Annotated in this window: 22 protein-coding genes; 11 read left to right on the top strand and 11 right to left on the bottom strand. The window is 59.7% G+C overall.

Annotated features, from left to right (window positions below):
* A partial coding sequence (locus ACQKP2_RS10340; RefSeq protein ID WP_427576172.1) for a carbon starvation CstA family protein occupies positions 1-602 on the bottom strand: 602 nt, incomplete at its 3' end.
* Between the two features lie 158 nt (positions 603-760).
* Here ACQKP2_RS10340 and ACQKP2_RS10335 point away from each other — a divergent pair.
* Complete coding sequence (locus ACQKP2_RS10335; RefSeq protein ID WP_427576171.1) at positions 761-1,129, top strand: PilZ domain-containing protein; 369 nt, start codon at positions 761-763, stop codon at positions 1,127-1,129.
* A 101-nt stretch (positions 1,130-1,230) separates the two neighbouring features.
* Here the strand turns inward: ACQKP2_RS10335 and radA are convergent, their stop codons facing one another.
* Positions 1,231-2,598 (bottom strand): DNA repair protein RadA, encoded by a 1,368-nt coding sequence (gene radA / locus ACQKP2_RS10330; protein WP_427576170.1) that lies wholly within the window; start codon positions 2,596-2,598, stop codon positions 1,231-1,233.
* 652 nt (positions 2,599-3,250) lie between these two features.
* On the opposite strand from radA, the gene mscL reads away from it, so the two are divergent.
* A complete protein-coding gene (gene mscL / locus ACQKP2_RS10325; protein WP_427576169.1) occupies positions 3,251-3,664 on the top strand; it encodes a large-conductance mechanosensitive channel protein MscL in 414 nt (137 codons plus the stop codon).
* Between the two features lie 128 nt (positions 3,665-3,792).
* Here the strand turns inward: mscL and ACQKP2_RS10320 are convergent, their stop codons facing one another.
* The gene (locus ACQKP2_RS10320; protein ID WP_427576168.1) at positions 3,793-4,569 is read right to left on the bottom strand and encodes a ferredoxin--NADP reductase; all 777 of its coding nucleotides are present in this window, start codon (positions 4,567-4,569) and stop codon (positions 3,793-3,795) included.
* Between the two features lie 326 nt (positions 4,570-4,895).
* On the opposite strand from ACQKP2_RS10320, the gene ACQKP2_RS10315 reads away from it, so the two are divergent.
* Both ACQKP2_RS10315 and ACQKP2_RS10310 read left to right on the top strand, forming a co-directional pair.
* Positions 4,896-5,627 (top strand): LuxR family transcriptional regulator, encoded by a 732-nt coding sequence (locus tag ACQKP2_RS10315; RefSeq protein ID WP_427576173.1) that lies wholly within the window; start codon positions 4,896-4,898, stop codon positions 5,625-5,627.
* Positions 5,628-5,790: 163 nt separating this feature from the next.
* A complete protein-coding gene (locus tag ACQKP2_RS10310) occupies positions 5,791-6,915 on the top strand; it encodes a methyltransferase (RefSeq protein WP_427576167.1) in 1,125 nt (374 codons plus the stop codon).
* A 74-nt stretch (positions 6,916-6,989) separates the two neighbouring features.
* Here ACQKP2_RS10310 and ACQKP2_RS10305 read toward each other — a convergent pair whose 3' ends face one another.
* The 3 genes from ACQKP2_RS10305 to ACQKP2_RS10295 all read right to left on the bottom strand — a co-directional run bounded on the left by ACQKP2_RS10305 (position 6,990) and on the right by ACQKP2_RS10295 (position 9,685).
* On the bottom strand, positions 6,990-7,157 hold the full coding sequence (locus ACQKP2_RS10305; protein WP_427576166.1) for a DUF2474 domain-containing protein: 168 nt from the start codon (positions 7,155-7,157) through the stop codon (positions 6,990-6,992).
* 80 nt (positions 7,158-7,237) lie between these two features.
* A complete protein-coding gene (gene cydB / locus ACQKP2_RS10300) occupies positions 7,238-8,245 on the bottom strand; it encodes a cytochrome d ubiquinol oxidase subunit II (RefSeq protein ID WP_427576165.1) in 1,008 nt (335 codons plus the stop codon).
* 3 nt (positions 8,246-8,248) lie between these two features.
* Positions 8,249-9,685, bottom strand: coding sequence for a cytochrome ubiquinol oxidase subunit I (locus tag ACQKP2_RS10295; RefSeq protein ID WP_427576164.1), 1,437 nt, complete (start codon positions 9,683-9,685; stop codon positions 8,249-8,251).
* A 400-nt stretch (positions 9,686-10,085) separates the two neighbouring features.
* On the opposite strand from ACQKP2_RS10295, the gene ACQKP2_RS10290 reads away from it, so the two are divergent.
* Complete coding sequence (locus tag ACQKP2_RS10290; protein ID WP_427576163.1) at positions 10,086-11,324, top strand: MFS transporter; 1,239 nt, start codon at positions 10,086-10,088, stop codon at positions 11,322-11,324.
* Here the strand turns inward: ACQKP2_RS10290 and ACQKP2_RS10285 are convergent.
* Positions 11,321-11,872 carry a DJ-1 family glyoxalase III gene (locus ACQKP2_RS10285; RefSeq protein WP_427576162.1) on the bottom strand — a complete coding sequence of 184 codons (552 nt, stop codon included), beginning with the start codon at positions 11,870-11,872 and terminating at the stop codon, positions 11,321-11,323. The genes ACQKP2_RS10290 and ACQKP2_RS10285 overlap by 4 nt on opposite strands.
* A 67-nt stretch (positions 11,873-11,939) precedes the next feature.
* The gene (locus ACQKP2_RS10280) at positions 11,940-12,389 is read right to left on the bottom strand and encodes a DUF4879 domain-containing protein (protein ID WP_427576161.1); all 450 of its coding nucleotides are present in this window, start codon (positions 12,387-12,389) and stop codon (positions 11,940-11,942) included.
* A gap of 216 nt (positions 12,390-12,605) precedes the next feature.
* On the opposite strand from ACQKP2_RS10280, the gene ACQKP2_RS10275 reads away from it, so the two are divergent.
* Together ACQKP2_RS10275 and trmA are read left to right on the top strand one after the other, a co-directional pair.
* The gene (locus tag ACQKP2_RS10275; protein ID WP_427576160.1) at positions 12,606-13,901 is read left to right on the top strand and encodes an NCS2 family permease; all 1,296 of its coding nucleotides are present in this window, start codon (positions 12,606-12,608) and stop codon (positions 13,899-13,901) included.
* Positions 13,898-14,977, top strand: coding sequence for a tRNA (uridine(54)-C5)-methyltransferase TrmA (trmA, locus tag ACQKP2_RS10270; protein ID WP_427576159.1), 1,080 nt, complete (start codon positions 13,898-13,900; stop codon positions 14,975-14,977). Before ACQKP2_RS10275 ends, trmA begins: the two co-directional genes overlap by 4 nt.
* Positions 14,978-15,102: 125 nt before the next feature.
* Here trmA and ACQKP2_RS10265 read toward each other — a convergent pair whose 3' ends face one another.
* A complete protein-coding gene (locus tag ACQKP2_RS10265; protein WP_427576158.1) occupies positions 15,103-15,309 on the bottom strand; it encodes a tautomerase family protein in 207 nt (68 codons plus the stop codon).
* 119 nt (positions 15,310-15,428) lie between these two features.
* Here ACQKP2_RS10265 and ACQKP2_RS10260 point away from each other — a divergent pair, with 119 nt between their 5' ends.
* The 3 genes from ACQKP2_RS10260 (at position 15,429) to ACQKP2_RS10250 (ending at position 17,780) form a co-directional block, all read left to right on the top strand.
* Positions 15,429-16,340 carry a LysR substrate-binding domain-containing protein gene (locus ACQKP2_RS10260; protein WP_427576157.1) on the top strand — a complete coding sequence of 304 codons (912 nt, stop codon included), beginning with the start codon at positions 15,429-15,431 and terminating at the stop codon, positions 16,338-16,340.
* 139 nt (positions 16,341-16,479) lie between these two features.
* Positions 16,480-16,920 carry a type II 3-dehydroquinate dehydratase gene (gene aroQ / locus ACQKP2_RS10255; protein WP_427576156.1) on the top strand — a complete coding sequence of 147 codons (441 nt, stop codon included), beginning with the start codon at positions 16,480-16,482 and terminating at the stop codon, positions 16,918-16,920.
* Between the two features lie 5 nt (positions 16,921-16,925).
* Entirely contained in the window at positions 16,926-17,780 is an 855-nt protein-coding gene (locus ACQKP2_RS10250) for a shikimate dehydrogenase (protein WP_427576155.1), read from the top strand.
* Positions 17,781-17,874: 94 nt separating this feature from the next.
* On the opposite strand, the gene ACQKP2_RS10245 is transcribed toward ACQKP2_RS10250, so the two are convergent.
* Both ACQKP2_RS10245 and quiC read right to left on the bottom strand, forming a co-directional pair.
* Entirely contained in the window at positions 17,875-18,552 is a 678-nt protein-coding gene (locus ACQKP2_RS10245) for a TetR/AcrR family transcriptional regulator (protein WP_427576154.1), read from the bottom strand.
* A gap of 102 nt (positions 18,553-18,654) precedes the next feature.
* Entirely contained in the window at positions 18,655-20,556 is a 1,902-nt protein-coding gene (gene quiC, locus ACQKP2_RS10240) for a 3-dehydroshikimate dehydratase QuiC (protein ID WP_427576153.1), read from the bottom strand.
* Here quiC and ACQKP2_RS10235 point away from each other — a divergent pair.
* Entirely contained in the window at positions 20,555-20,794 is a 240-nt protein-coding gene (locus tag ACQKP2_RS10235; protein ID WP_427576152.1) for a hypothetical protein, read from the top strand. The two genes, quiC and ACQKP2_RS10235, sit on opposite strands and share 2 nt — an antisense overlap.
* The last annotated feature ends 104 nt before the right edge of the window (positions 20,795-20,898 follow it).

Here is a 20,898-nt window from a genome sequence, read left to right as displayed (position 1 = left end):
GCCATCACCGTGAAAATGCCCCATGGGCTTTCGGCCAGGGCCTTGACCACGATCAGCGCCAGCACCGCGAGGATGATGATCATGATCAGGAAGCAACCGAACAGTGCAATGGTGCCGGGGATGCGGCCCATTTCCTCGCGGACCATGTCCCCCAGCGAACGGCCGTTGCGGCGGGTGGACATGAACAGGACCATGAAGTCCTGCACGGCACCGGCCAGCACCACACCGGCGATCAGCCACAGCGTACCGGGCAGGTAACCCATCTGCGCCGCCAGCACCGGACCGACCAGCGGCCCTGCGCCGGCAATGGCCGCAAAGTGGTGACCGAAGAGAATATGTTTGTTGGTCGGAACGTAGTCCAGACCGTCATTGTTGAGGACTGCGGGGGTGGCCCGTCGCGAGTCGAGCTGCATGACATTGTTGGCGATGAACAGACTGTAGTAGCGGTACGCAACCAGATAGATGGCCACGGCAGCGACCACAATCCACAAGGCGTTGATCGCCTCGCCTCGGCGCAATGCCACGACGCCAAGGGCGCACGCACCAACGATTGCCAACACCAGCCAGGGCAGATGGCGTAGCGGGCTATTATTATTTTTCATTTGAGTGTTCCAGCCAGAGTGGACAGAAAGACAGCCACCCCGAGTTTAGCTCTCCTGACGGCAAAGGCCATACCCCGACATTGGTCTAGAGCCCTGTCCTGGCTGGCAGGTTCTAACAAGGCGGGTCTATAGTCAGCGAACATTCAGAGGATTGCGCCATGAGCGAGCACCCAGCCGATCGCCGCCGCTTCAAACGTATCGCGTTCGATGCCAGAACCGAACTGCGCCAGGGGGATTACACCTGGCCGGTCAAGTTGATCGACCTGTCGCTCAAGGGCTTGCTGATCGAGCGCCCTGCCCCCTGGCTGGGCAATCGACAAAAGGATTTTTACGTCGACATTCATCTGAGCGAAGACGTCGACATTGAGATGGATGTGCAGCTGACCCATGACGAACATGGCCAGCTTGGCTTCGTTTGCCGCCACATCAGCCTGGAATCCATCGAGCGCCTGCGGCGGCTGATCGAGCTGAACCTTGGCGATGAGCAGGAGCTTGAACGAGAGCTGGGCGCCCTGATCGAAATCTGACAAACCTCGTAGGAGCGAAGCTTGCTCGCGAAAGCGGTGCAACTACCCACCAATTCCGTCAGATTGCTATCGCGAGCAGGCTCGCTCCCACCAGGTGAGCGCTATTCGAACAGTGCGTCCAACGCCTGTTCCAGCCGGGTAACGGCAATGATCTGCAATCCCGAAGGTGCCTCTTTCGGTGCATTGCCCTTGGGCACGATGGCGCGTTTGAAGCCATGCTTGGCAGCTTCCTTCAACCGCTCCTGACCACTGGGCACCGGACGCACTTCGCCCGATAGGCCGACCTCACCGAACACCAGCAGATCGTGAGGTAAAGGGCGGTTGCGCAAGCTGGACATGACCGCCGCCATCAACGCCAGGTCGGAAGCCGTCTCCAGCACTTTTACACCGCCGACGACGTTGAGGAATACGTCCTGGTCGTGGGTTGGAATGCCACCATGGCGGTGCAGGACCGCCAGCAACATCGCCAGGCGATTCTGATCCAGCCCCAGCGTCACCCGGCGCGGATTGGCCAGATGGCTGTCGTCCACCAGCGCCTGAACCTCCACCAACATTGGCCGTGTGCCTTCCCACGTTGCCATGACTACGCTTCCAGGGACCTCTTCCTGAGCACGCGTCAGAAAAATCGCCGACGGGTTGGAGACTTCCTTCAGACCTCTGTCGGTCATCCCAAACACGCCCAGTTCGTTAACCGCACCGAAACGGTTTTTTACCGCCCGCAGCAGGCGCAGACGCCCATCGGACTCGCCCTCGAAGTACAGCACCGTGTCAACCATGTGCTCCAGTACCCGCGGGCCGGCCAGCGCGCCTTCCTTGGTGACGTGACCGACCAGAAAGATCGCCGTGCCACTCTGCTTGGCATAACGCACCAGCAACGCCGCACTTTCGCGCACCTGGGACACGCCACCGGGTGCCGACTGCAATTGCTCGGTGAAAATCGTCTGGATCGAGTCGATCACCATGACCTTGGGCTTTTCCTGTCGGGCCGTGGCAATGATGGTTTCAATGCAGGTTTCGGTCATGACCCGCAGTTGATCCTGGGGCAAGCCCAGGCGGCGGGCGCGCATGGCCACCTGCTGTTGGGATTCCTCGCCGGTGACATACAACGCCGGCATGCTCTTGGCGAGATTGCACAGGGTTTGCAGCAGAATGGTTGACTTGCCGATCCCCGGGTCACCCCCGATCAACACCACGGAACCATCCACCAGACCACCGCCCAGTACCCGGTCCAGCTCACCGGAAGCCGTGGAGAAACGCGGGATCTCTTCGACGCTGACTTCGGCCAGGGTCTTGATCTGTGCCTGCTGGCCGGCCCATCCGGTACGCCCGCTCGGTGCGGCAGCCCCGCCACTTTCCACCATGGTTTCGGTCAGCGTGTTCCAGGCGCCGCACTCGCCGCACTGGCCGGCCCACTTGGGGAAGGTTGAACCGCACTCGGTGCAGCCGTACATGCGCTTGGCCTTGGCCATCTGAACCCCCGGCAAAACCGCGATGATAACGCAGCTGAGTCGGATCAGTATGCCGGGGTTATTCGAAGGCTTTCCCAAACTTGTTTCGAGGCCATAACGGTACAGGGCAAAGATGAAAATAATTTAATAAAGACACAATTAACGGAACGAGCTCGCAACTTGATCCATATCCCGCACTTCGAGCATTTGAAATACAACTGAAATACTAAAATTCACAGCTTGTCCAAGTTTTCAACAGGGATGCGTTAATCCACCTCAATAACTCCTGACAAAACCTGTACAAAACCTCACAAGTTAAAATCGAAGTGTACAAGTCAGCATCCACAAAACGAATAACACCAAACCAATCGACTATTTATTCGCCCCCTCCCCTGCTCTGAACTTTCAAATCCAGCCCAGCCATAACACTGCCTTCAAGGGAAGCTTGATAAAACAGTCGAAAATGACACCTACGCTCAACGGGGCCCGTTTTTACCCCTCTCATCCTCAAGACAGTCGACGTACCCATTCCAGAGCCCTCAGACACCCGGAAAACGCTTCCACGCCCGCCCGGTCGATTGCAGGCAAGCGCGGCAAGCCGTTGATTCAGGCAGGATGCACCGTGCTGATTTACACTGCGTTCACAAACCTCATCTGTAACAAGGAAATAACTATGGGCGTGCTCAGTGAGTTCAAGGCCTTCGCGGTCAAAGGCAATGTGGTCGACATGGCCGTCGGTATCATCATCGGCGCCGCTTTCGGCAAGATCGTCACCTCGTTCGTCGGTGATGTGATCATGCCTCCCGTGGGGCTACTGATCGGAGGCGTGGACTTCAGCGACCTGGCCATCACGCTCAAGGCCGCCAGCGGCAACACCCCTGCGGTGGTGCTTGCGTATGGCAAATTCATCCAGAGCATGATCGATTTCGTCATTGTCGCCTTCGCGATCTTCATGGGTGTCAAAGCCATCAACCGCCTGAAGCGCGAGGAAGCCGTGGCCCCAACCCTGCCGCCGGTTCCAACCAGGGAAGAAGAGCTGCTGGGTGAGATCCGCGATCTGCTCAAGGCCCAGAACAACAGGCCTTGAAGCCTGCCCCCTGACTGTAGGAGCGAGCACGCTCGCGAAGGTATGGAGAACGCCGTTGGGTGTCAGGTGTCCAGCGTCATCGTTGTCGACCATCGCCAGCCTGCTCGCTCCTACAGAAACTGGACGGCTCACCAGAAATTTTCCACCGCGACCTGGCCGGGTCTTCGGCTGAGACTCAAGTGCATGTCACGCTGCTTGAGCAGTTTGCGCGTGTCATCAATCATCTGCGGATTGCCGCACAACATGACCCGCGAATGCTCCGGGGCAAGCGCCGCCGCAGCCGCCTTTTCCAGCTCGCCGTTTTCGATCAGCGTAGTAATCCGGCCATTCAGCGCTCCGGGATGCTGCTCGCGGGTCACTGTGTTGATGACCTGCAATTTGTGCGCGAACTCGGTTAGATACTCACGCTGAGTCAGCTCCGCTATCAGCTCCTGATAGGCCAGTTCCCGGGATTCGCGCACGCTGTAGACCAGGATGATTCGCTCGAACTTCTCCCACACCTCAAAGTCCTGCAAGATCGACAGAAACGGCGCCAGGCCCGTGCCTGTGGATAACAGCCACAAGTCACGGCCATCGACGAAACGGTCCAGCGTCAGGTAGCCAAAGGCCTGGCGATCGACCAGCAACGTGTCGCCAACACCCAGCCGGCTCAGTTCGCTGGTGAACTCGCCTCCCGGAACGACAATGGAAAAAAACTCCAGGAACTCGTCAAAAGGCGACGACACCATGGAATAGGCGCGCCACACCGTAGTGCCATCCGCCTTGGTCACCCCCAGCCGGGCGAATTGCCCCGCGCGGAAACGAAAGCCAGGGTCCCTGGTTGCACGCAAAGTGAACAGGTTAGGGGTCAACGGCTGGACGTCGAGCAAGGTCTGACGCGTGAATTTCTCTTCGCTGGCGGTCATGGGAGGCTCCATGGAACGGATAGTCGCAGTGTCTCGCAAAGCGAAGCACATAAACACCGGCGATTTGTAGTGTCTTTTAGACAATGGTTCTCAAGTAACTAGCAACCAAGTAACCATCCAGTTAAATAAGTTCATTAACATTAGAACCGACATTTCAAATAACTGCGAAATTAAACCAAAAGTATTAGAACCAGACACCAACATAAAAGAAGTATCCAATCCAAAAAAATCTCAACCTTTCTATAAGAAACATCCTACACTGCAACTCGCGCAGACCTTCTGGATCCAAGATGCGCCATCAAGTCATTTTCAGACGGAGCCCCGTGATGGAAAGGTGGAAGGAGTCTCAACTTAAACAATTATCAATAACAACGGAGCTGGATACCGCCTACCAGGCTTCATTGAATTTCGCGAAAAACATCGGGTTTAAATATTTTGCCTTTTCAACGACTTGCCCGACAAAAACCGAGCACTTTCATACTGTTCGCTTCAACAATTATCCATCTTCCTGGAACTCCGAATACGAACAGAAAAAGTTCAGCGCAGTTGATCCGGTAGTAGCACATTGCAATCAATCCATGCTGCCCGTGCTATGGAGTGAGGAGCTTTACGCCAATGTCCCAAGGATATGGGAGCTGATGGAACTGCAAGGTCTTCAACACGGCTGGTCACACGCCATTCACGGCGAAGAGGATGATTTTTGCAGCATTGTGAGCCTGGCCAGAAGCCATTGCCCGATCAGCGCCTGGGAGCTGTATGAAAACCTCGGGTTCACTGTGTTTATCGGGCGTCACTTGCATAAATTGGTGACACAGACGCTGCCCAAGGCACCCGCTCAATCGTTCATGCCGCATTTGTCGGCACGGGAGATCGACGTATTGAAACTGGCGGCAGCCGGTAAGACGGCCTATGAAAGTGCCCGAATCCTCAATCTCAGCGCACGTACGATCAATTTTCATGTTCAGGAAGCCATCCGCAAATTCGGGGTCAACAACAAGATTGCCGCCGTGATTGCGGCCGTAAAGGCGGGCTATTTCAACAGCGACGCGATGCGCTGAGTGGAAAAACCTGCGGGTAATCCGGCGCAAAAAAACGTACCATTCACGGTCCCATCCAGACTGACGACGTGAGAGTTTTCCATGTCGCTGCCTACTCGGACGACCCGACCGTTGCGGTGCCTCTGCGCCGAGGGATACCCGTAGATTACCCAGAGCCCGCCCCATGCCCTTGCTCGAAACGCCTTTCGCCAGCCTCGACCTCATCCGCCAGCCCGAGCAGCAGAACGAACCACTGCAAGCCTTCGATGCCGCAGACGAATACCTGCTCAACCATCTGGCCGAACAGCAACCGTCTGCCGATGCCCGGGTTCTGGTGCTTAACGATAGTTTCGGCGCACTGGCCGCCAGCCTGGCCGGCAAGGTCAATGTGATCAGCAGCGGTGATTCGTACCTGGCGCTCCAAGGGCTGGAAAAGAACCTGGTCCGCAATGGCCGGGCCTATGATGCCGTGCCGTTCATTCCTGCCAGCGAAGCAGCGCCAGGACCGATTGACCGGGTGCTGGTACGGGTACCCAAGACACTCGCCTTGCTGGAAGAACAGCTGATCCGCCTGCAGGGCCAACTGGCTCCCGGCGCTCAAGTGATTGCCGGTGCGATGATCAAGCATTTGCCTCGCGCCGCGGGCGATCTGCTGGAGCGTTACATCGGGCCGGTGCAGGCATCGCTGGCGGTGAAAAAGGCTCGACTGCTGATCGCGACCGTAGAGGCCAAGGCACCAGCGACCTCGCCTTACCCGACCCGTTATCGACTCGACACACCCGCCATCGAGTTGCTCAATCATGCCAACGTGTTTTGCCGCGAAGGCCTGGACATCGGCACACGGGCGTTCTTGCCGCATTTGCCCAAGAGCCTCGGCTCGGCACGGGTCGCCGACCTCGGGTGCGGCAACGGTGTGCTGGCCATCGCCAGTGCGCTGCAAAACCCCGATGCCCATTACACCCTGGTGGACGAATCCTTCATGGCCGTGCAATCGGCGGCCGAGAACTGGCGCGCAGCATTGGGTGATCGCGATGTCACCGTACGTGCCGGTGATGGCCTGGCCGGACAGCCTTCGCAATCGCTGGACGTGGTGCTGTGCAACCCACCGTTTCACCAGCAACAGGTCGTCGGCGATTTCCTTGCCTGGCGGATGTTCCAGCAAGCCCGTGAAGCGCTGGTGGTCGGCGGTGCGCTGTACATCGTCGGCAATCGTCACCTGGGTTATCACAGCAAACTGGCGCGGTTGTTCCGTGGCGTGGAGCAAGTGGCGGCCACACCGAAGTTCGTGATTCTCAAGGCCCGCAAATAGCAGGGTAAAAAAAACCCTCCGATCGGAGGGTCAGGAAACCGTGCCTTGAGGCAGCGGGATGGGATGTCGGTTTCTCAGTGAGAGGTCAGACCGGCGGCGTTCATGAACATCCGCATCAGGCTGGCCACGATGAACAGCGCACCGACGCTGCCCAGCCAGATCAGGGCCAACCAGCCGAGCCGCTGCCACAGCGGCTTTTTTTCGGCTTCTTGAATGTCGTGCAGGGAATGTTTGCCACTCATTGCTTCGATCTCCTTCAGATCGACGGCGTCGCTGCCGACGCCATCGCGGGCAAGCCCGCTCCCACAGGTTTGTCGTTGGCTTAGTGGTAACCGTCTTCGTGGGTAACCTTGCCGCGGAACACGTAGTAGCTCCAGTAGGTGTAACCCAGGATGAACGGAATGATGAACAAGGTCCCCACCAACATGAAACCCTGACTCTGTGGCGGTGCGGCGGCGTCCCAGATCGAGATCGAGGGCGGCACGATGTTCGGCCACAGGCTGATCCCCAGGCCGCTGTAGCCGAGGAAGATCAACACCAGTGTCAGCAAGAACGGCGTGTAATGCGCGTTGCGGGCCACCGCGCGGATCAGCCCGTAAAGGGTCACCAGCACCAGAATCGGCACCGGCATGAACCAGAACAGGTTGGGCAGCGTGAACCAGCGGGCCGCAATCTCGGCATGGGCCAGCGGTGTCCAGATACTGACGATGCCGATCACCGCCAGCAACACGAACGCCAATGGCCGCGCCAGATCGTGCATCTGCTCCTGCAACTTGCCTTCGGTCTTCATGATCAGCCAGGTGCAACCCAGCAACGCATAAGCCACCACCAGCGCAACACCGCAAAACAGGGTGAAGGGTGTCAGCCAGTCCATGGAGCCGCCGGCGAACTGGCGATTGACCACTGGCAGGCCATCGATGAACGCGCCCAGCGCCACGCCCTGAAAGAACGTAGCGGTGACGGAGCCGCCGATGAACGCCTTGTCCCAGAGATGACGCTTGTCGTCCCTGGCCTTGAAGCGGAACTCGAAGGCCACGCCGCGGAAGATCAGGCCGACCAGCATCAGGATCAACGGCAGATACAGCGCCGAAAGCACGACCGAGTAGGCCAGCGGGAAGGCGCCGAACAACGCCGCGCCCCCCAGCACCAACCAGGTTTCGTTGCCGTCCCAGACCGGAGCGACGGTGTTCATCATCACATCGCGGTCGCTCTTGCCGGGAATGAACGGGAAGAGAATCCCGATACCGAGGTCGAAGCCATCCATGACCACGTACATCATGATGCCGAAGATGATGATCACGGCCCAGATCAGCGGAAGATCAATACCCATGATTCAAATCTCCTTGCTCAAGCTGCGGTCGGCATCGGAATGCTCGTCGTCGGCGGCGGACAACGGACGCGCCGGCGTACGCTTCTGGCCAGGCCCGCCATCGTTGGTTTCCTTGCCTTCATCGATCTTCGGCCCTTTGCGCACCAGGCGCATCATGTAGCCAAGACCTGCACCGAACAGCGCGAAATACACCACGACAAACAGGATCAGGGTGATGCTCATCTGCATGAAGCTATGGTTGGAGGACGCATCCGCCGTGCGCATCAGTCCGTAGACCACCCACGGCTGACGGCCGATTTCCGTGGTGAACCAACCGGCAAGGATCGCGATCAGGCCCGACGGCCCCATCCACAGGGCCAGGTACAGGAACGGCCGCGAGCTGTAGAGCTGATCGCGCTTGCGCAGCCACAGGCTCCACAGGCCGGTGAAAATCATCAGGAAACCAAGGCCGACCATGATGCGGAACGACCAGAACACGATGGTCGAATTCGGCCGGTCCTCAGGCGGGAACTCCTTGAGCGCCGGTACCTGCTTGTCCAGCGAGTGGGTCAGGATAATGCTGCCCAGATACGGAATCTCGACGGCGAATTTGGTCTTCTCCTCCTTCATGTCCGGCCAGCCGAACAGGATCAGCGGAGTCGCCTCGTTGCCGCGGTTTTCCCAGTGCCCCTCGATCGCGGCGATTTTTGCCGGCTGATGCTCAAGTGTGTTGAGACCGTGGAAGTCACCGATCACGGCCTGTATCGGCGCCACGATCAAGGCCATCCACATGGCCATCGAGAGCATTTTGCGGATCGCGGGATTGTCCTTGCCGCGCAGCAGGTGCCAGGCCGCCGAGGCGCCGACGAAGAAGGCCGTGGCGACAAACGCCGCCGTGGCCATGTGCATCAGGCGATAGGGGAACGACGGGTTGAAGATCACGGCCAGCCAGTCGGTGGGAATGACCTGGCCATTGACGATTTCGTAGCCTTGCGGCGTCTGCATCCAGCTGTTGGAGGCGAGAATCCAGAAGGTCGAGATCAGCGTACCGATGGCAACCATGACGGTCGCAAAGAAATGCAGGCCGCGACCGACCTTGTTCCAGCCGAACAGCATCACGCCCAGGAAACCGGCCTCGAGGAAGAACGCTGTCAGCACTTCATAGGTCAGCAGCGGCCCGGTCACGGAACCGGCGAAGTCCGAAAAACGGCTCCAGTTGGTGCCGAACTGATACGCCATGACCAGCCCCGAAACCACGCCCATGCCGAAGTTGACGGCAAAGATCTTCGACCAGAAGTGGTAGAGGTCCCGGTAAGTGTCGTTGTGGGTCTTGAGCCATAAACCTTCGAGTACCGCCAGGTAACTTGCAAGGCCAATGGTGATGGCAGGGAACAGAATGTGGAACGAGATAGTGAACGCGAACTGAATTCGGGCGAGATCAAGTGCCTCTAAACCGAACATAAGTCTTCCTCTGTCAGGTAGTACGGCTGCAGGCCTGAAGCCTGCACCCACGGCCCCCACGGGTATGGAGTGTGGCGAATCTCTATTTGTTGTTCTTTTACACGCATCGCTACGCAGGGAGTCTGGCCTTGCGGCCCCGGATCAATTCCGTCGATGGTTTTGATCTGGATCAAGCATCGTTGAAAGAGTAGTCCGATTTACGAGGTTGAACTGCGTGGTCTTTTGCCGCGTGACAAGTTGCCTCACGGCGACGGCAACAGGCAGAAACACATCCCCCGCGTCCACGGGATTGTCGTGCCGAGGAAATCGATGTCTGGCTAACTAAATTTTTTGTCATGGCAACTTCCTGTTACAGCTTGGTGATAATCTCGCCCTTCCCCTCATCCAGATTCGCCGTCAAATGCCCAGCCAAGAGCCCTTGCTGCTACGTCACCACCGCCCCTTTCTTGCGTTTTGGCTGGCACGGATTTTCACCGCCAGCGGTTTCCAGATGCTCACCGTGGCCATTGGCTGGAATCTCTACCAATTGACCGGGAGCGTGCTCGATCTGGGCCTGGTCGGCTTGGTGGAGTTCGCTCCTCGAGTGCTGTTCATGCTGCACACCGGGCACGTCGCCGATCGCTACGACCGGCGCAAGGTCGCGGCCATCTGCCAGTCCCTGCAGGCGCTGATTGCCCTGTCGCTGGCCATTGGCAGCGCGACTGACCATGTCACCCGGGAGATGATTTTTATCCTCGCGTTCCTGCTTGGCGCCGCCCGCTCTTTCGAAATGCCGACCACCCAGGCCTTGCTGCCGAGCATCGTGCCCAGCGCCCTGTTTCCCAGGGCCGTGGCTGCCGCGCAGTCTGCCCAGCAATCGGCGACCATCGTCGCCCCTGCCCTTGGTGGCCTGCTCTACGCCTTCGGCAGCGTGTGGGTGTACGGTCCGACGGTCCTGCTCTATGTCATAGCCTGCTCGCTGATGCTCAACCTGCCGGCCCGACAAACGCCGCTGAACAAAGGCAAGGCCACCCTGGACTCGCTGCTGGCCGGTATCCGCTTCATTCGCAGTCGCCCGGATATTCTCGGGGCGATTTCCCTGGACCTGTTCGCCGTGCTGCTCGGTGGCGCGACGGCCCTGTTGCCTGTGTTCGCCAAGGACATATTACTGACCGGCCCGTGGGGGCTTGGCCTGCTGCGCTCGGCGCCGGCGGTCGGTGCGCTGCTGATGTCCCTGCTGCTGGCACGATTTGCCGTGGAACGCCATGTCGGACGCGTGATGTTCACGGCGGTGGGTGTGTTCGGCGTGGCAACCATTGCCTTCGGCCTGTCGACGTCGTTCTGGTTTTCCCTGGCGGTGCTGGTGGTGTTGGGCGCTGCCGACATGATCAGCATGGTGATCCGCGCTTCTTTCGTGCAACTGGAAACCCCGGACGAAATGCGCGGCCGGGTCAGCGCCGTCAACGGGCTGTTCATCGGCGCATCCAACCAGTTGGGTGAGTTCGAATCCGGCCTGACCGCCCACTGGTTCGGCACTGTGCCGGCGGTGGTCATGGGCGGCGTCGGCACGCTGGTAGTGACCGGGGCCTGGATCAAACTGTTCCCGACCCTGGCCCGGCGCGACCGCATGCATGTGCCGGCCGAAGAGGTGAAAGCCTAGGCCAGCAACTCGCCCGCCACCGTCGCCCGCGTGGCTTTGCCGCAGAGTTGCTCGACCAGGGTCAGGGCGAATGTCAGCGCGGCGCCCGAGCCCTGGGCGGTGATGCAGTTGCCGTCGACCACGACCGGTTGATCGACGAAAGTGCAGCCTGACAGGTGATGACTGGCGGTGGGCAGGCACGTCATGCGCCGCTGACGCAGCACACCGAAGGCTTGCAGCGCCAGCGCCGGCGCTTCGGCGATGCCGGCGAACAGACGACCCGCCGCGGCCTGGTCCTTGACCAATTGCTGCAAGGGTTGATGGGCAGTCAGATGCTGCGCCCCCACGGCACCGCCGGGCAGGACAATCAGATCGAAAGGCTGGGCCAGCAGGTCCACCAGCATGGCGTCACAGGTCATGCGGGTACCGCGCGCGCAAGTGAGCATGCGCCGCCCTTCGATGCTTGCCACCACCACTTCCACTTTGGCACGGCGCAGTACATCGACCAGGGTCACGGCTTGCAGGTCATCGATGCCCTCGGCGAGGGTAATCAGGGCTCTAAAGGTCATGAGTGCCATCCACGGAGTGATCCTTAAAGCGTAGTCAGCTTTCCTTACCCTTGTTCGACACCCGCCATCACTTGATGTAAAGCTGCGTCGACATCGTATTGCCGGGCGCATTGATCGAGGTATTGCTGAAGGTGAAGGTGCCTTCCTGTTTGCCGGCCAAATCGAAAACGTACAGATTGCCGACGGTTTTTCTGCCCGGGACGCATTCGGTCAGGTTGCCATTGTCATAGGCACAGACCGGTGTGCGCGTGCCGTTCACCTCGAAACCATCCAGCGCGACCTGGGGTTGGCTGCGCCCGTAGCCCACTTCCAGCACGTAGATCTTGATGTTCGGGCCGCTGTGATCGCAGCGCGTCTGGGTCTGCCCTTCTTCGATGGTTTCAAAACCACAGCCAGGCGACTCGACTTTCAGCACTTTGACCTGGGTCAACGGCGGCGCCGAAGCCGCCGAAACGGATTGCGCACCCGCAAGCATGGCGATCAAGCCAGTGGCAAGGATCGATAGACGCTTTTTCATGCATACCCCCAAAAAGACAGCGCGCAGTATGGCTGGTTTGGGTAAAACGCAAAACATCGACGACGATCAACGCCATAGGCAGCCATAACCCCACGCGGCTGGTATGATGCGCGGCTTTTTCCGACCCACAGAAAATTCCCAGGCGCCTGCACCGGTCTGTGCTTTGCTGTTGAGGTCGATACATTCACGGCGCCGGGCGCGCCACGGGGAGCAGACATGCTGGAAAGGCTGTTTCAACTCAAGGCACACAACACCAATATACGTACCGAGATTCTGGCGGGCGTCACGACCTTTTTGGCCATGGCCTACATTCTGTTCGTCAACCCGAGCATTCTCGGCGAGACCGGCATGGACAAGGGCGCCGTGTTCGTCGCCACGTGCCTTGCCGCCGCCATCGGCTCCACGGTGATGGGCCTGATCGCCAACTACCCGATCGCCCTTGCGCCGGGCATGGGCCTGAACGCCTTCTTCACCTACACCGTGGTCCTGCACATGGGCCATACCTGGCAAGTGGCGCTGGGCGCGGTGTTCATCTCGGCCGTGTGCTTCTTCCTGTTGTCGATCTTCCGAATCCGGGAATGGATCATCAACAGCATCCCGCTGCCACTGCGTTCGGCGATTGCCGCCGGTATCGGTCTGTTCCTGGCGCTGATCGCCCTGCACAACGCCGGTATCGTGGTCAGCAACCCGGCCACCATGGTCGGCCTCGGCGACCTGAAACAACCGGCGCCGATTCTCGCTACCCTCGGTTTTGCCCTGATCGTCGCCCTCGAAGCACTCGCCGTACGCGGTGCAGTGCTGATCGGCATTCTTGTGGTGACCATCGTTTCCATCCTCATGGGCTTCTCCCCGTTCGGCGGCGTGATGTCGATGCCACCGTCCCTGGCCCCGACCTTCCTGCAACTGGACATCAAGGGCGCGCTGGACATCGGTCTGGTCAGCGTGATCTTCGCGTTCCTGTTCGTCGACCTGTTCGACAACTCCGGCACCCTGATCGGCGTCGCCAAACGCGCCGGCCTGATGGGCAAGGACGGTCACATGCCGAAAATGGGTCGCGCGCTGGTGGCTGACAGCACCGCCGCCATGGCCGGCTCCCTGCTGGGCACGTCGACGACGACCAGCTACATCGAATCCGCCGCCGGCGTGAGTGCCGGTGGCCGTACCGGCCTGACCGCCATTGTGGTGGCCATCCTGTTCCTGCTGGCGCTGTTCTTCTCGCCACTGGCGGCCAGCGTTCCGGCATTCGCCACGGCACCGGCCCTGCTGTTCGTCGCCGTACTGATGACATCCGGCCTGGCCGAAATAGACTGGGACGACATCACCGTCGCCGCGCCGGTGGTGATCACCTCACTGGCAATGCCGTTCACTTACTCCATCGCCAATGGCATCGCTTTCGGTTTCATTTCCTGGACCGCCATCAAGCTGATGTCCGGTCGCGGCCGTGAGCTGAACCCGGCGCTGGTGATTCTGTCGATTCTGTTCGTGATCAAGCTGGGTTGGTTCAACGCATGACATTTGATTCCCAGGCCTACGCCGCTCAGCTCGAAGACAAGGTCGCGCGCTTGCGCGACCTGCTGGCCCCGTTCGATGCACCGGAGCCGGTCGTTTTCGACTCGCCGCTGCAGAACTTCCGCCTGCGCGCCGAGTTCCGCCTGTGGCGTGAAGCCGGCGAGCGTCACTACGCCATGTTCTCCCAGGAAGACAAACGCACGCCGATCCTGATCGAAGAATTTCCGATCGCAAGCAGGCGCATCAACCAGTTGATGCCCAAGCTCAAGGCGGCGTGGCAGGCCAGTGCGCCGCTGAGCCACAAACTGTTCCAGGTGGAGTTCCTGACCACCCTGGCGGGCGATGCGATGATCACCCTGTGCTATCACCGTCCGCTGGACGAGCACTGGCATGCGGCGGCCACGAAGCTGGCCGCGGAGCTGGACGTCAGCATCATCGGCCGCTCCAAGGGCAAACGCGAAGTCATCGGTCACGATTACGTGGTCGAGAAGCTGGAAGTCGGCGGTCGCACTTTCAGCTATCGCCAGCCCGAAGGTGCCTTCACCCAGCCCAACGGCACGGTGAACCAGAAGATGCTCAATTGGGCGTACGACGCGCTCGGCGATCGCACCGACGATTTGCTGGAGCTGTACTGCGGCAACGGCAACTTCACCCTGCCGCTGGCCACCCGCGTGCGCAAGGTGCTGGCCACCGAAATCAGCAAGACCTCGGTCAATGCGGCGTTAAGCAACCTCAGCGAAAACGCTGTGGATAACGTCACCCTGGTGCGTCTGTCCGCCGAAGAACTGACCGAAGCGCTGAACGAAGTGCGGCCGTTCCGTCGCCTGCACGGCATCGATCTGAAAAGCTACGAGTTCGGCAGCGTATTCGTCGACCCGCCTCGTGCCGGCATGGACCCGGACACCTGCGAGCTGACCCGGCGCTTCGACAATATCCTCTACATCTCCTGCAACCCCGAAACCCTGGCGGCCAACATCGCCCAACTGCACGACACCCACCGCATCAGCCGATGCGCGATGTTCGACCAGTTCCCGTGGACGCATCACATGGAATCCGGCGTGTTGCTGACCCGGCGGTAACCCCCCGCCACCGCTGTAACTGTAGGAGCGAGCACGCTCGCGATGAACGCCCGGCCACCGCGGGGAATCAAGTTGCCAGCGTTATCGTTGACGACCATCGCGAGCCTGCTCGCTCCTACAGGGTTTCAGCCAGATTGATTGTTTCGATACTCGGTCGTGGTAATGCCCTTGTAGCCCCAGTTATCGGTGTCGATTTCTTCGATCACGATGTGGGTCAGCTCCGGCGGCTTGCCGAGGACGCGTTGCAAGGTCTCGGTAATTTCGGCGATGACCTGGGCTTTCTGCTCCCGGGTAACACCATCACGGGTGATACGTACGCTGACGAAAGGCATGCTGCTTCTCCTGCTGGGCTGATGAAGAAAGGCTGACCAATGGCGCTCACTGTATCTGTGTGCCGGCATCTGATAAATACGGGTTAATGCACTTAATTCGATCCCCGGTGTAATCAATCATGCAGCGACAATTCGACGATCTTCAGTTGGGCAGCATCGAGCTGTTTTGTCTGGCCGCCGAGGCCGGCAGCTTTACCGCGGCGGCGCTGGTGGCGGGTGTCACGCCTGCTGCGGTCAGCCGATCGGTGTCGCGCATGGAAGAACGCCTGGGCGTACGACTTTTTGCACGCACTACCCGCAGCGTCAAGCTGACCGACAGCGGTCGGCGCTATTACGAAGAATGCCGCCAGGCACTGGCGCAACTGGTCGAAGCCCAGCGCGAAGTCATGGGCCAGCAGCAAGTGCCGTCCGGCACCTTGCGCATCAGCATTCCGACCACTTACGCCCATCATCGGATCCTGCCGTTGTTGCCGGCCTTTCGTGCGCGCTTTCCGGCGGTCAAGGTCGAGTCGCACATCAGTAACCGCAACATCGATTTCGTCGGTGAAGGTTATGACATGGCGATTCGCGTGCGGGCGATTCCCGATTCCGGCCTGATCGCACGGCATCTGGAAGACGCCGCGCTGGTGATGATTGCCAGCCCCGATTACCTCAAGCAGGCCGGCACTCCGCAAACCCTCGACGATTTGCAGCACCACGAATGCATACAGTACGAACTGCCCAGCAGCGGCCGGCGTATCGCCTGGTTGTTCAATGACAAGGGTGAGCAGCGCGAGATCCTGGCCGAAAGCAATTTCTGCTGTTCCGACGATGTGCTGGGTGGCGTGACGCTGGCGAAAAACGGTGCGGGGCTGTTCCAGACCTATCGCTTTATCGTCGAGAAAGAACTGGCCGATGGCTCGCTGGTGGAAGTGCTCAAACCTTTCGGCGGTCGCTCGCGCCCCTTCACCCTGCTCTATCCACAGAGCCGCCACATGCCGCTGCGCCTGCGCGCGTTCATCGATTTCCTGTTGGAACACCTACCGCGATAAAGGCGAAACCGTCCGATCACCGCACACAATACGCCGGGGCGTCGCCCCTTCAATTGACCAAATTAACCATCTAGTACAATTTATCTCCACAGGCTGAAAACCTCGGCCAATGCCAAAAACAATAAGTGGAGAAACACTGATGGCCCCCATCATTCTGGTGCTCAACGGCCCGAATCTGAACCTGCTCGGCACTCGTGAACCGGCGACTTACGGCCACGAAACCCTGGCTGACATTTCTGCGCTGTGCGGCGCCGCCGCCGAAGAATTCGGCCTGAAGGTCGAATTTCGCCAGACCAACCATGAGGGCGAACTGCTCGACTGGATTCACACCGCCCGCGGCCGCTGCGCCGGAATCGTGATCAACCCCGCCGCCTGGACTCACACGTCGGTGGCGATACGCGATGCCCTGGTTGCCAGCGAACTGCCGGTGATCGAAGTGCACTTGTCCAACGTCCACGCTCGCGAGCCTTTCCGCCATCACTCCTTCGTGTCAGGCATCGCCACCGCGGTACTGGCCGGGTTTGGCAGCCATGGCTATCGCCTGGCCCTTGAACATTTCAGCCAGCGTCTGAAAGGGTGAACATCGTGAACCAGACCAACAGGGTATTGGCCGGACTGATCGGTGCCGGCATCCAGGCGTCACGCACTCCGGCGTTGCACGAACACGAGGGCGATGCCCAAGGCTTGCGATACCTCTATCGCCTGATCGACCTCGATCAGCTGCAACTCGACTGCGATGCCCTGCCCGACCTGTTGATGGCCGCCGAGCGCATGAACTTCACCGGGCTGAACATCACCTTTCCGTGCAAGCAGGCGATCATCCCGCTGCTCGATGAACTGTCGCCGGAAGCCCGGGGCATTGGCGCCGTCAATACCGTGGTGCTCAAGGACGGCAAACGCATCGGCCACAACACCGATTGCCTGGGGTTTGCAGAAGGTTTTCGTCGGGGTTTGCAAGGCGTTGCCCTTGAACGGGTCGTACAGATGGGCGCCGGTGGTGCCGGCGCCGCCGTTGCCCACGCCCTATTGATCGAGGGCGTGCAGCAACTGAGCATTTTCGATGTGGACATCAGCCGCGCCCAAAGCCTGGCCGACAACCTCAACCAACATTTCGGCAGCGGTCGCGCGGTGGCGGGTCATGACTTGGCACTGGCCCTGGCACAGGCCAATGGCCTGGTGAACACCACGCCGATGGGCATGAAAAAACTGCCGGGCATGCCGGTGCCCGTCGAACTGCTCCGACCGCAATTATGGGTGGCGGAGATTGTTTACTTTCCGCTGGAAACCGAACTGCTGCGCAACGCCCGCGCCCTGGGATGCCGGACGCTGGACGGTGGCAACATGGCGGTGTTCCAGGCGGTCAAGGCATTCGAACTGTTCAGCGGCGTGGTGCCGGATGCCCAGCGGATGCTGGCGCATTTTCAGAGCATGAATACCTGACGCGAATCTGTAGGAGCCAGGCTTGCCGGCGAACCTGGCGACACGGTGGGTCGGGTTCGCCGGCAAGCCTGGCTCCTACACCGGATGAATCAGATCAGGCTTGCAGGTAGCGCAGGACCGACTCGCAGATCATCTGGCGATGACGTTGCTTGATGCTTTCGTCCGGCAGGTCGATCTGGAAAATCTCGCCAAAGGTGTGGCGGTTCGACACGCGATAGAAACAGAACGAACTGATCAGCAAATGCACATCCAGCGGATCGAGGCCGGCGCGGAACACGCCTGTCTCGGCACCGCGACGCAAAATCTCGCCCAGTGAATCGAGGATGGTGTTGTTCATCGCCTTGATCGCATCGGAACGCTTTACGTATTCGGCGTTGTGAATGTTCTCGATGCTGACGATGCGCACAAAATCGACGTTGCGGTCATGGTGATCGAAGGTGAACTCCACCAGGCGCCGAATCGCCTCCACCGGCGCCAGCTCAGCCAGATGCAGGCGGTTTTCCGTGTTGCGGATGTCACCGTAGAGCTTCTCCAGCACCTCGACGTAGAGCTGTTCCTTACTGCCGAAGTAGTAATAGATCATGCGTTTGGAGGTGTGGATACGCTCGGCGATGGCATCGACGCGCGCGCCGGAAAGGCCCTGTTGAACGAACTCGACAATCGCTTCCTGGAGGATGTTGTCGCGGGTCTTTTCCGGATTGTTCTTGCGACTCTTGCGCGGCTCGGGAGCCGGTTGGCCGGACGCTGCGGGGAGTTCTGATGTCATTGTCATTGCGGGCTCACGGCCATCACTGCACAAGCGGGCGATTATGAGCCGCGCCGCACAGCGAAGGAAGCCGTGCGGCAACGGTTTGTCGGCCGCTTTACCATTTTCCTACAACTTTGCCTGACGTACGCCGCCACTTCGGGACTTGGCCATGGCCGCCAGTCGCACCGCAACGTTGGCCGCCCCGTAACCGGCATAGCCGTTCTTGCGCTGGATGATCTCGAAGAAAAACCGCCCTTCGAACGGCTCGGTATACACGTGGAACAGCTCGCCGCCCTGGGCATCGCGGTCGTACAGCACGTTGAAATAGGCCAGTTCGCTAAGGAACTCATCGTCGAAATCAAAGCGCGCAGCCAGGTCATCGTAATAGTTGAGCGGAATATCCAGCAGCGGGACGCCCGCCTCTTTCGCGCGGCTGACCTGGGCGAAGATGTCATCGCAATCGAAGGCAATGTGATGGACGCCAGAGCCGCGATAACTCGACAACGCATGTGAGATCGCGGTGTTGCGGTTCTCGGAAATGTTCAGCGGCAAGCGGATCGAACTGTCGCGACTACGTAGCGCACGGCTTTTCACCAGCCCATAGGGATCGGGCAGGACCACCTCGTCATCGGCCTCGAAGTCCAGCAGACTCTTGTAGAACAGCACCCAACTGTCGAGGCTGTCGGCGGGCAGCGCCATGGCCATGTGGTCGATTCGCTTGAGACCACCGCTGCTCACCGCGCCGGGCAGCAGGTTGAAGTCCGTGCCATAGACGTCGGCGTGCTGGTCCACCAGGTAAATCAGGCTGCCATCTGGCGCACGCACGGCGGCCAGCTCCAGTTCATTGGGGCCGACCAGCCCGCGATAAGGCTGGCCTTTATACGCGACAGCACGAGCCAGAGCGCTGGCACTGTCCTTGACCCGCACAGCGGTGGCGCACAGCGACGGACCGTGTGCCTCGAAAAAACTGTGGCCGAACGAGTAAGGCTCGGAGTTGAGGATCAGGTTGATATCGCCCTGACGCAGCAAACTGACACTCTTGGAGCGATGCTGGCCAGCCTTGACGAACCCCAGCCGCTCCAGCCAATGGGAGAGCTTGGCGCCAAGGCTTTCGTCCACGGCGAATTCGAGAAACTCGACACCGTTGTACTCGCTGGCCTTCGGCGTCTCGAACAGGATGTCGAGGTTGTTCGAGGCTTGAGTTTCCTGCGCCAGTCGCTGGCGGGTTTTCTCTTCCAGATACAGCAGCGAGCGCAAGCCGTCGGCGGCGTTGGCCCGAGGCGGCGCGGCGCGGAAACCGTCGTTGAAAATCTCCAGCGACAACGGCCCGCTGTAGCCGCTCTTGATGATCGGGGCGAGGAAACCCGGCAAGTCGAACTCACCCTGGCCGGGGAAACAGCGGAAGTGCCGGCTCCACTCCAGCACATCCATGGCCAGAATCGGTGCGTCGGCCATTTGCACGAAGAAAATCTTGTCGCCGGGAATCTCGGCGATGGCACTCGGGTCGCCCTTGAGCGACAGCGTGTGAAAGCTGTCGAGCAGCACCCCGAGGTTCGGATGATCGGCCTGCCGGACGATGTTCCACACCTGTTGATACGTGTTCACATGTCGGCCCCAGGCCAGCGCCTCGTAGCCAATGCGCAGCCCACGCGCGCCAGCGCGCTCGGCCAGCAGGCGCAAGTCGTCGACCAGAATTTGTTCATCGCCGATCGAGTCGGCCGAAGCGTTGCTGCACACCAGCACCAGGTCGGTGCCCAGCTCCTGCATCAGGTCGAACTTGCGCTCCGCCCGCTCCAGGTTGCGCGGCAAGCGGTCGCGACGGCAGCCTTCGAAATCCCGGAAGGGTTGGAAAAGCGTGATGGCGATGCCCAGATCAGCGCACATCTGCCTGATTTCCCGTGGGCTGCCATCGTAGTAGAGAAGATCGTTCTCGAAGATTTCCACGCCGTCGAACCCGGCGGCGGCGATGGCTTCGAGCTTTTCCGGCAGAGTACCGCTCAAGGATACGGTGGCAATGGAACGCTGCATGTTTCGACTCCCGGGGCTGGGGACATTCTTGTTGGGGCATCGCACGCTGTTTGTCGGGGCACTGCTTACGGATGATGGCGATTTCATTGACGCCATCGCCGGCAAGCCGTGCTCCTACAGGTATTGCGTTTATCTTGAGGTGAATTATTGGCTGCAAGATGCTCCACAGCAATGCAAAGTGTACTATCCGGTTAGTTTTGTGTTCGATTATCGAACAAAATGGTCGTTGGCGAATTGACGATTTTTTGTTCACTGCGCAACATCAACACCACATCGGGTCCGATCTTCAATGGCCGATCCCGGTTGATAACGACCCAGAACACCACATAAAAATTTCAAAAA

It is taken from the genome of Pseudomonas sp. NPDC089569, from assembly GCF_050280625.1.
Lineage (GTDB): Bacteria > Pseudomonadota > Gammaproteobacteria > Pseudomonadales > Pseudomonadaceae > Aquipseudomonas.
The sequence above is the reverse complement of the archived record's forward strand: the minus strand, read 5'-3'. Positions and strand labels throughout refer to the sequence as shown.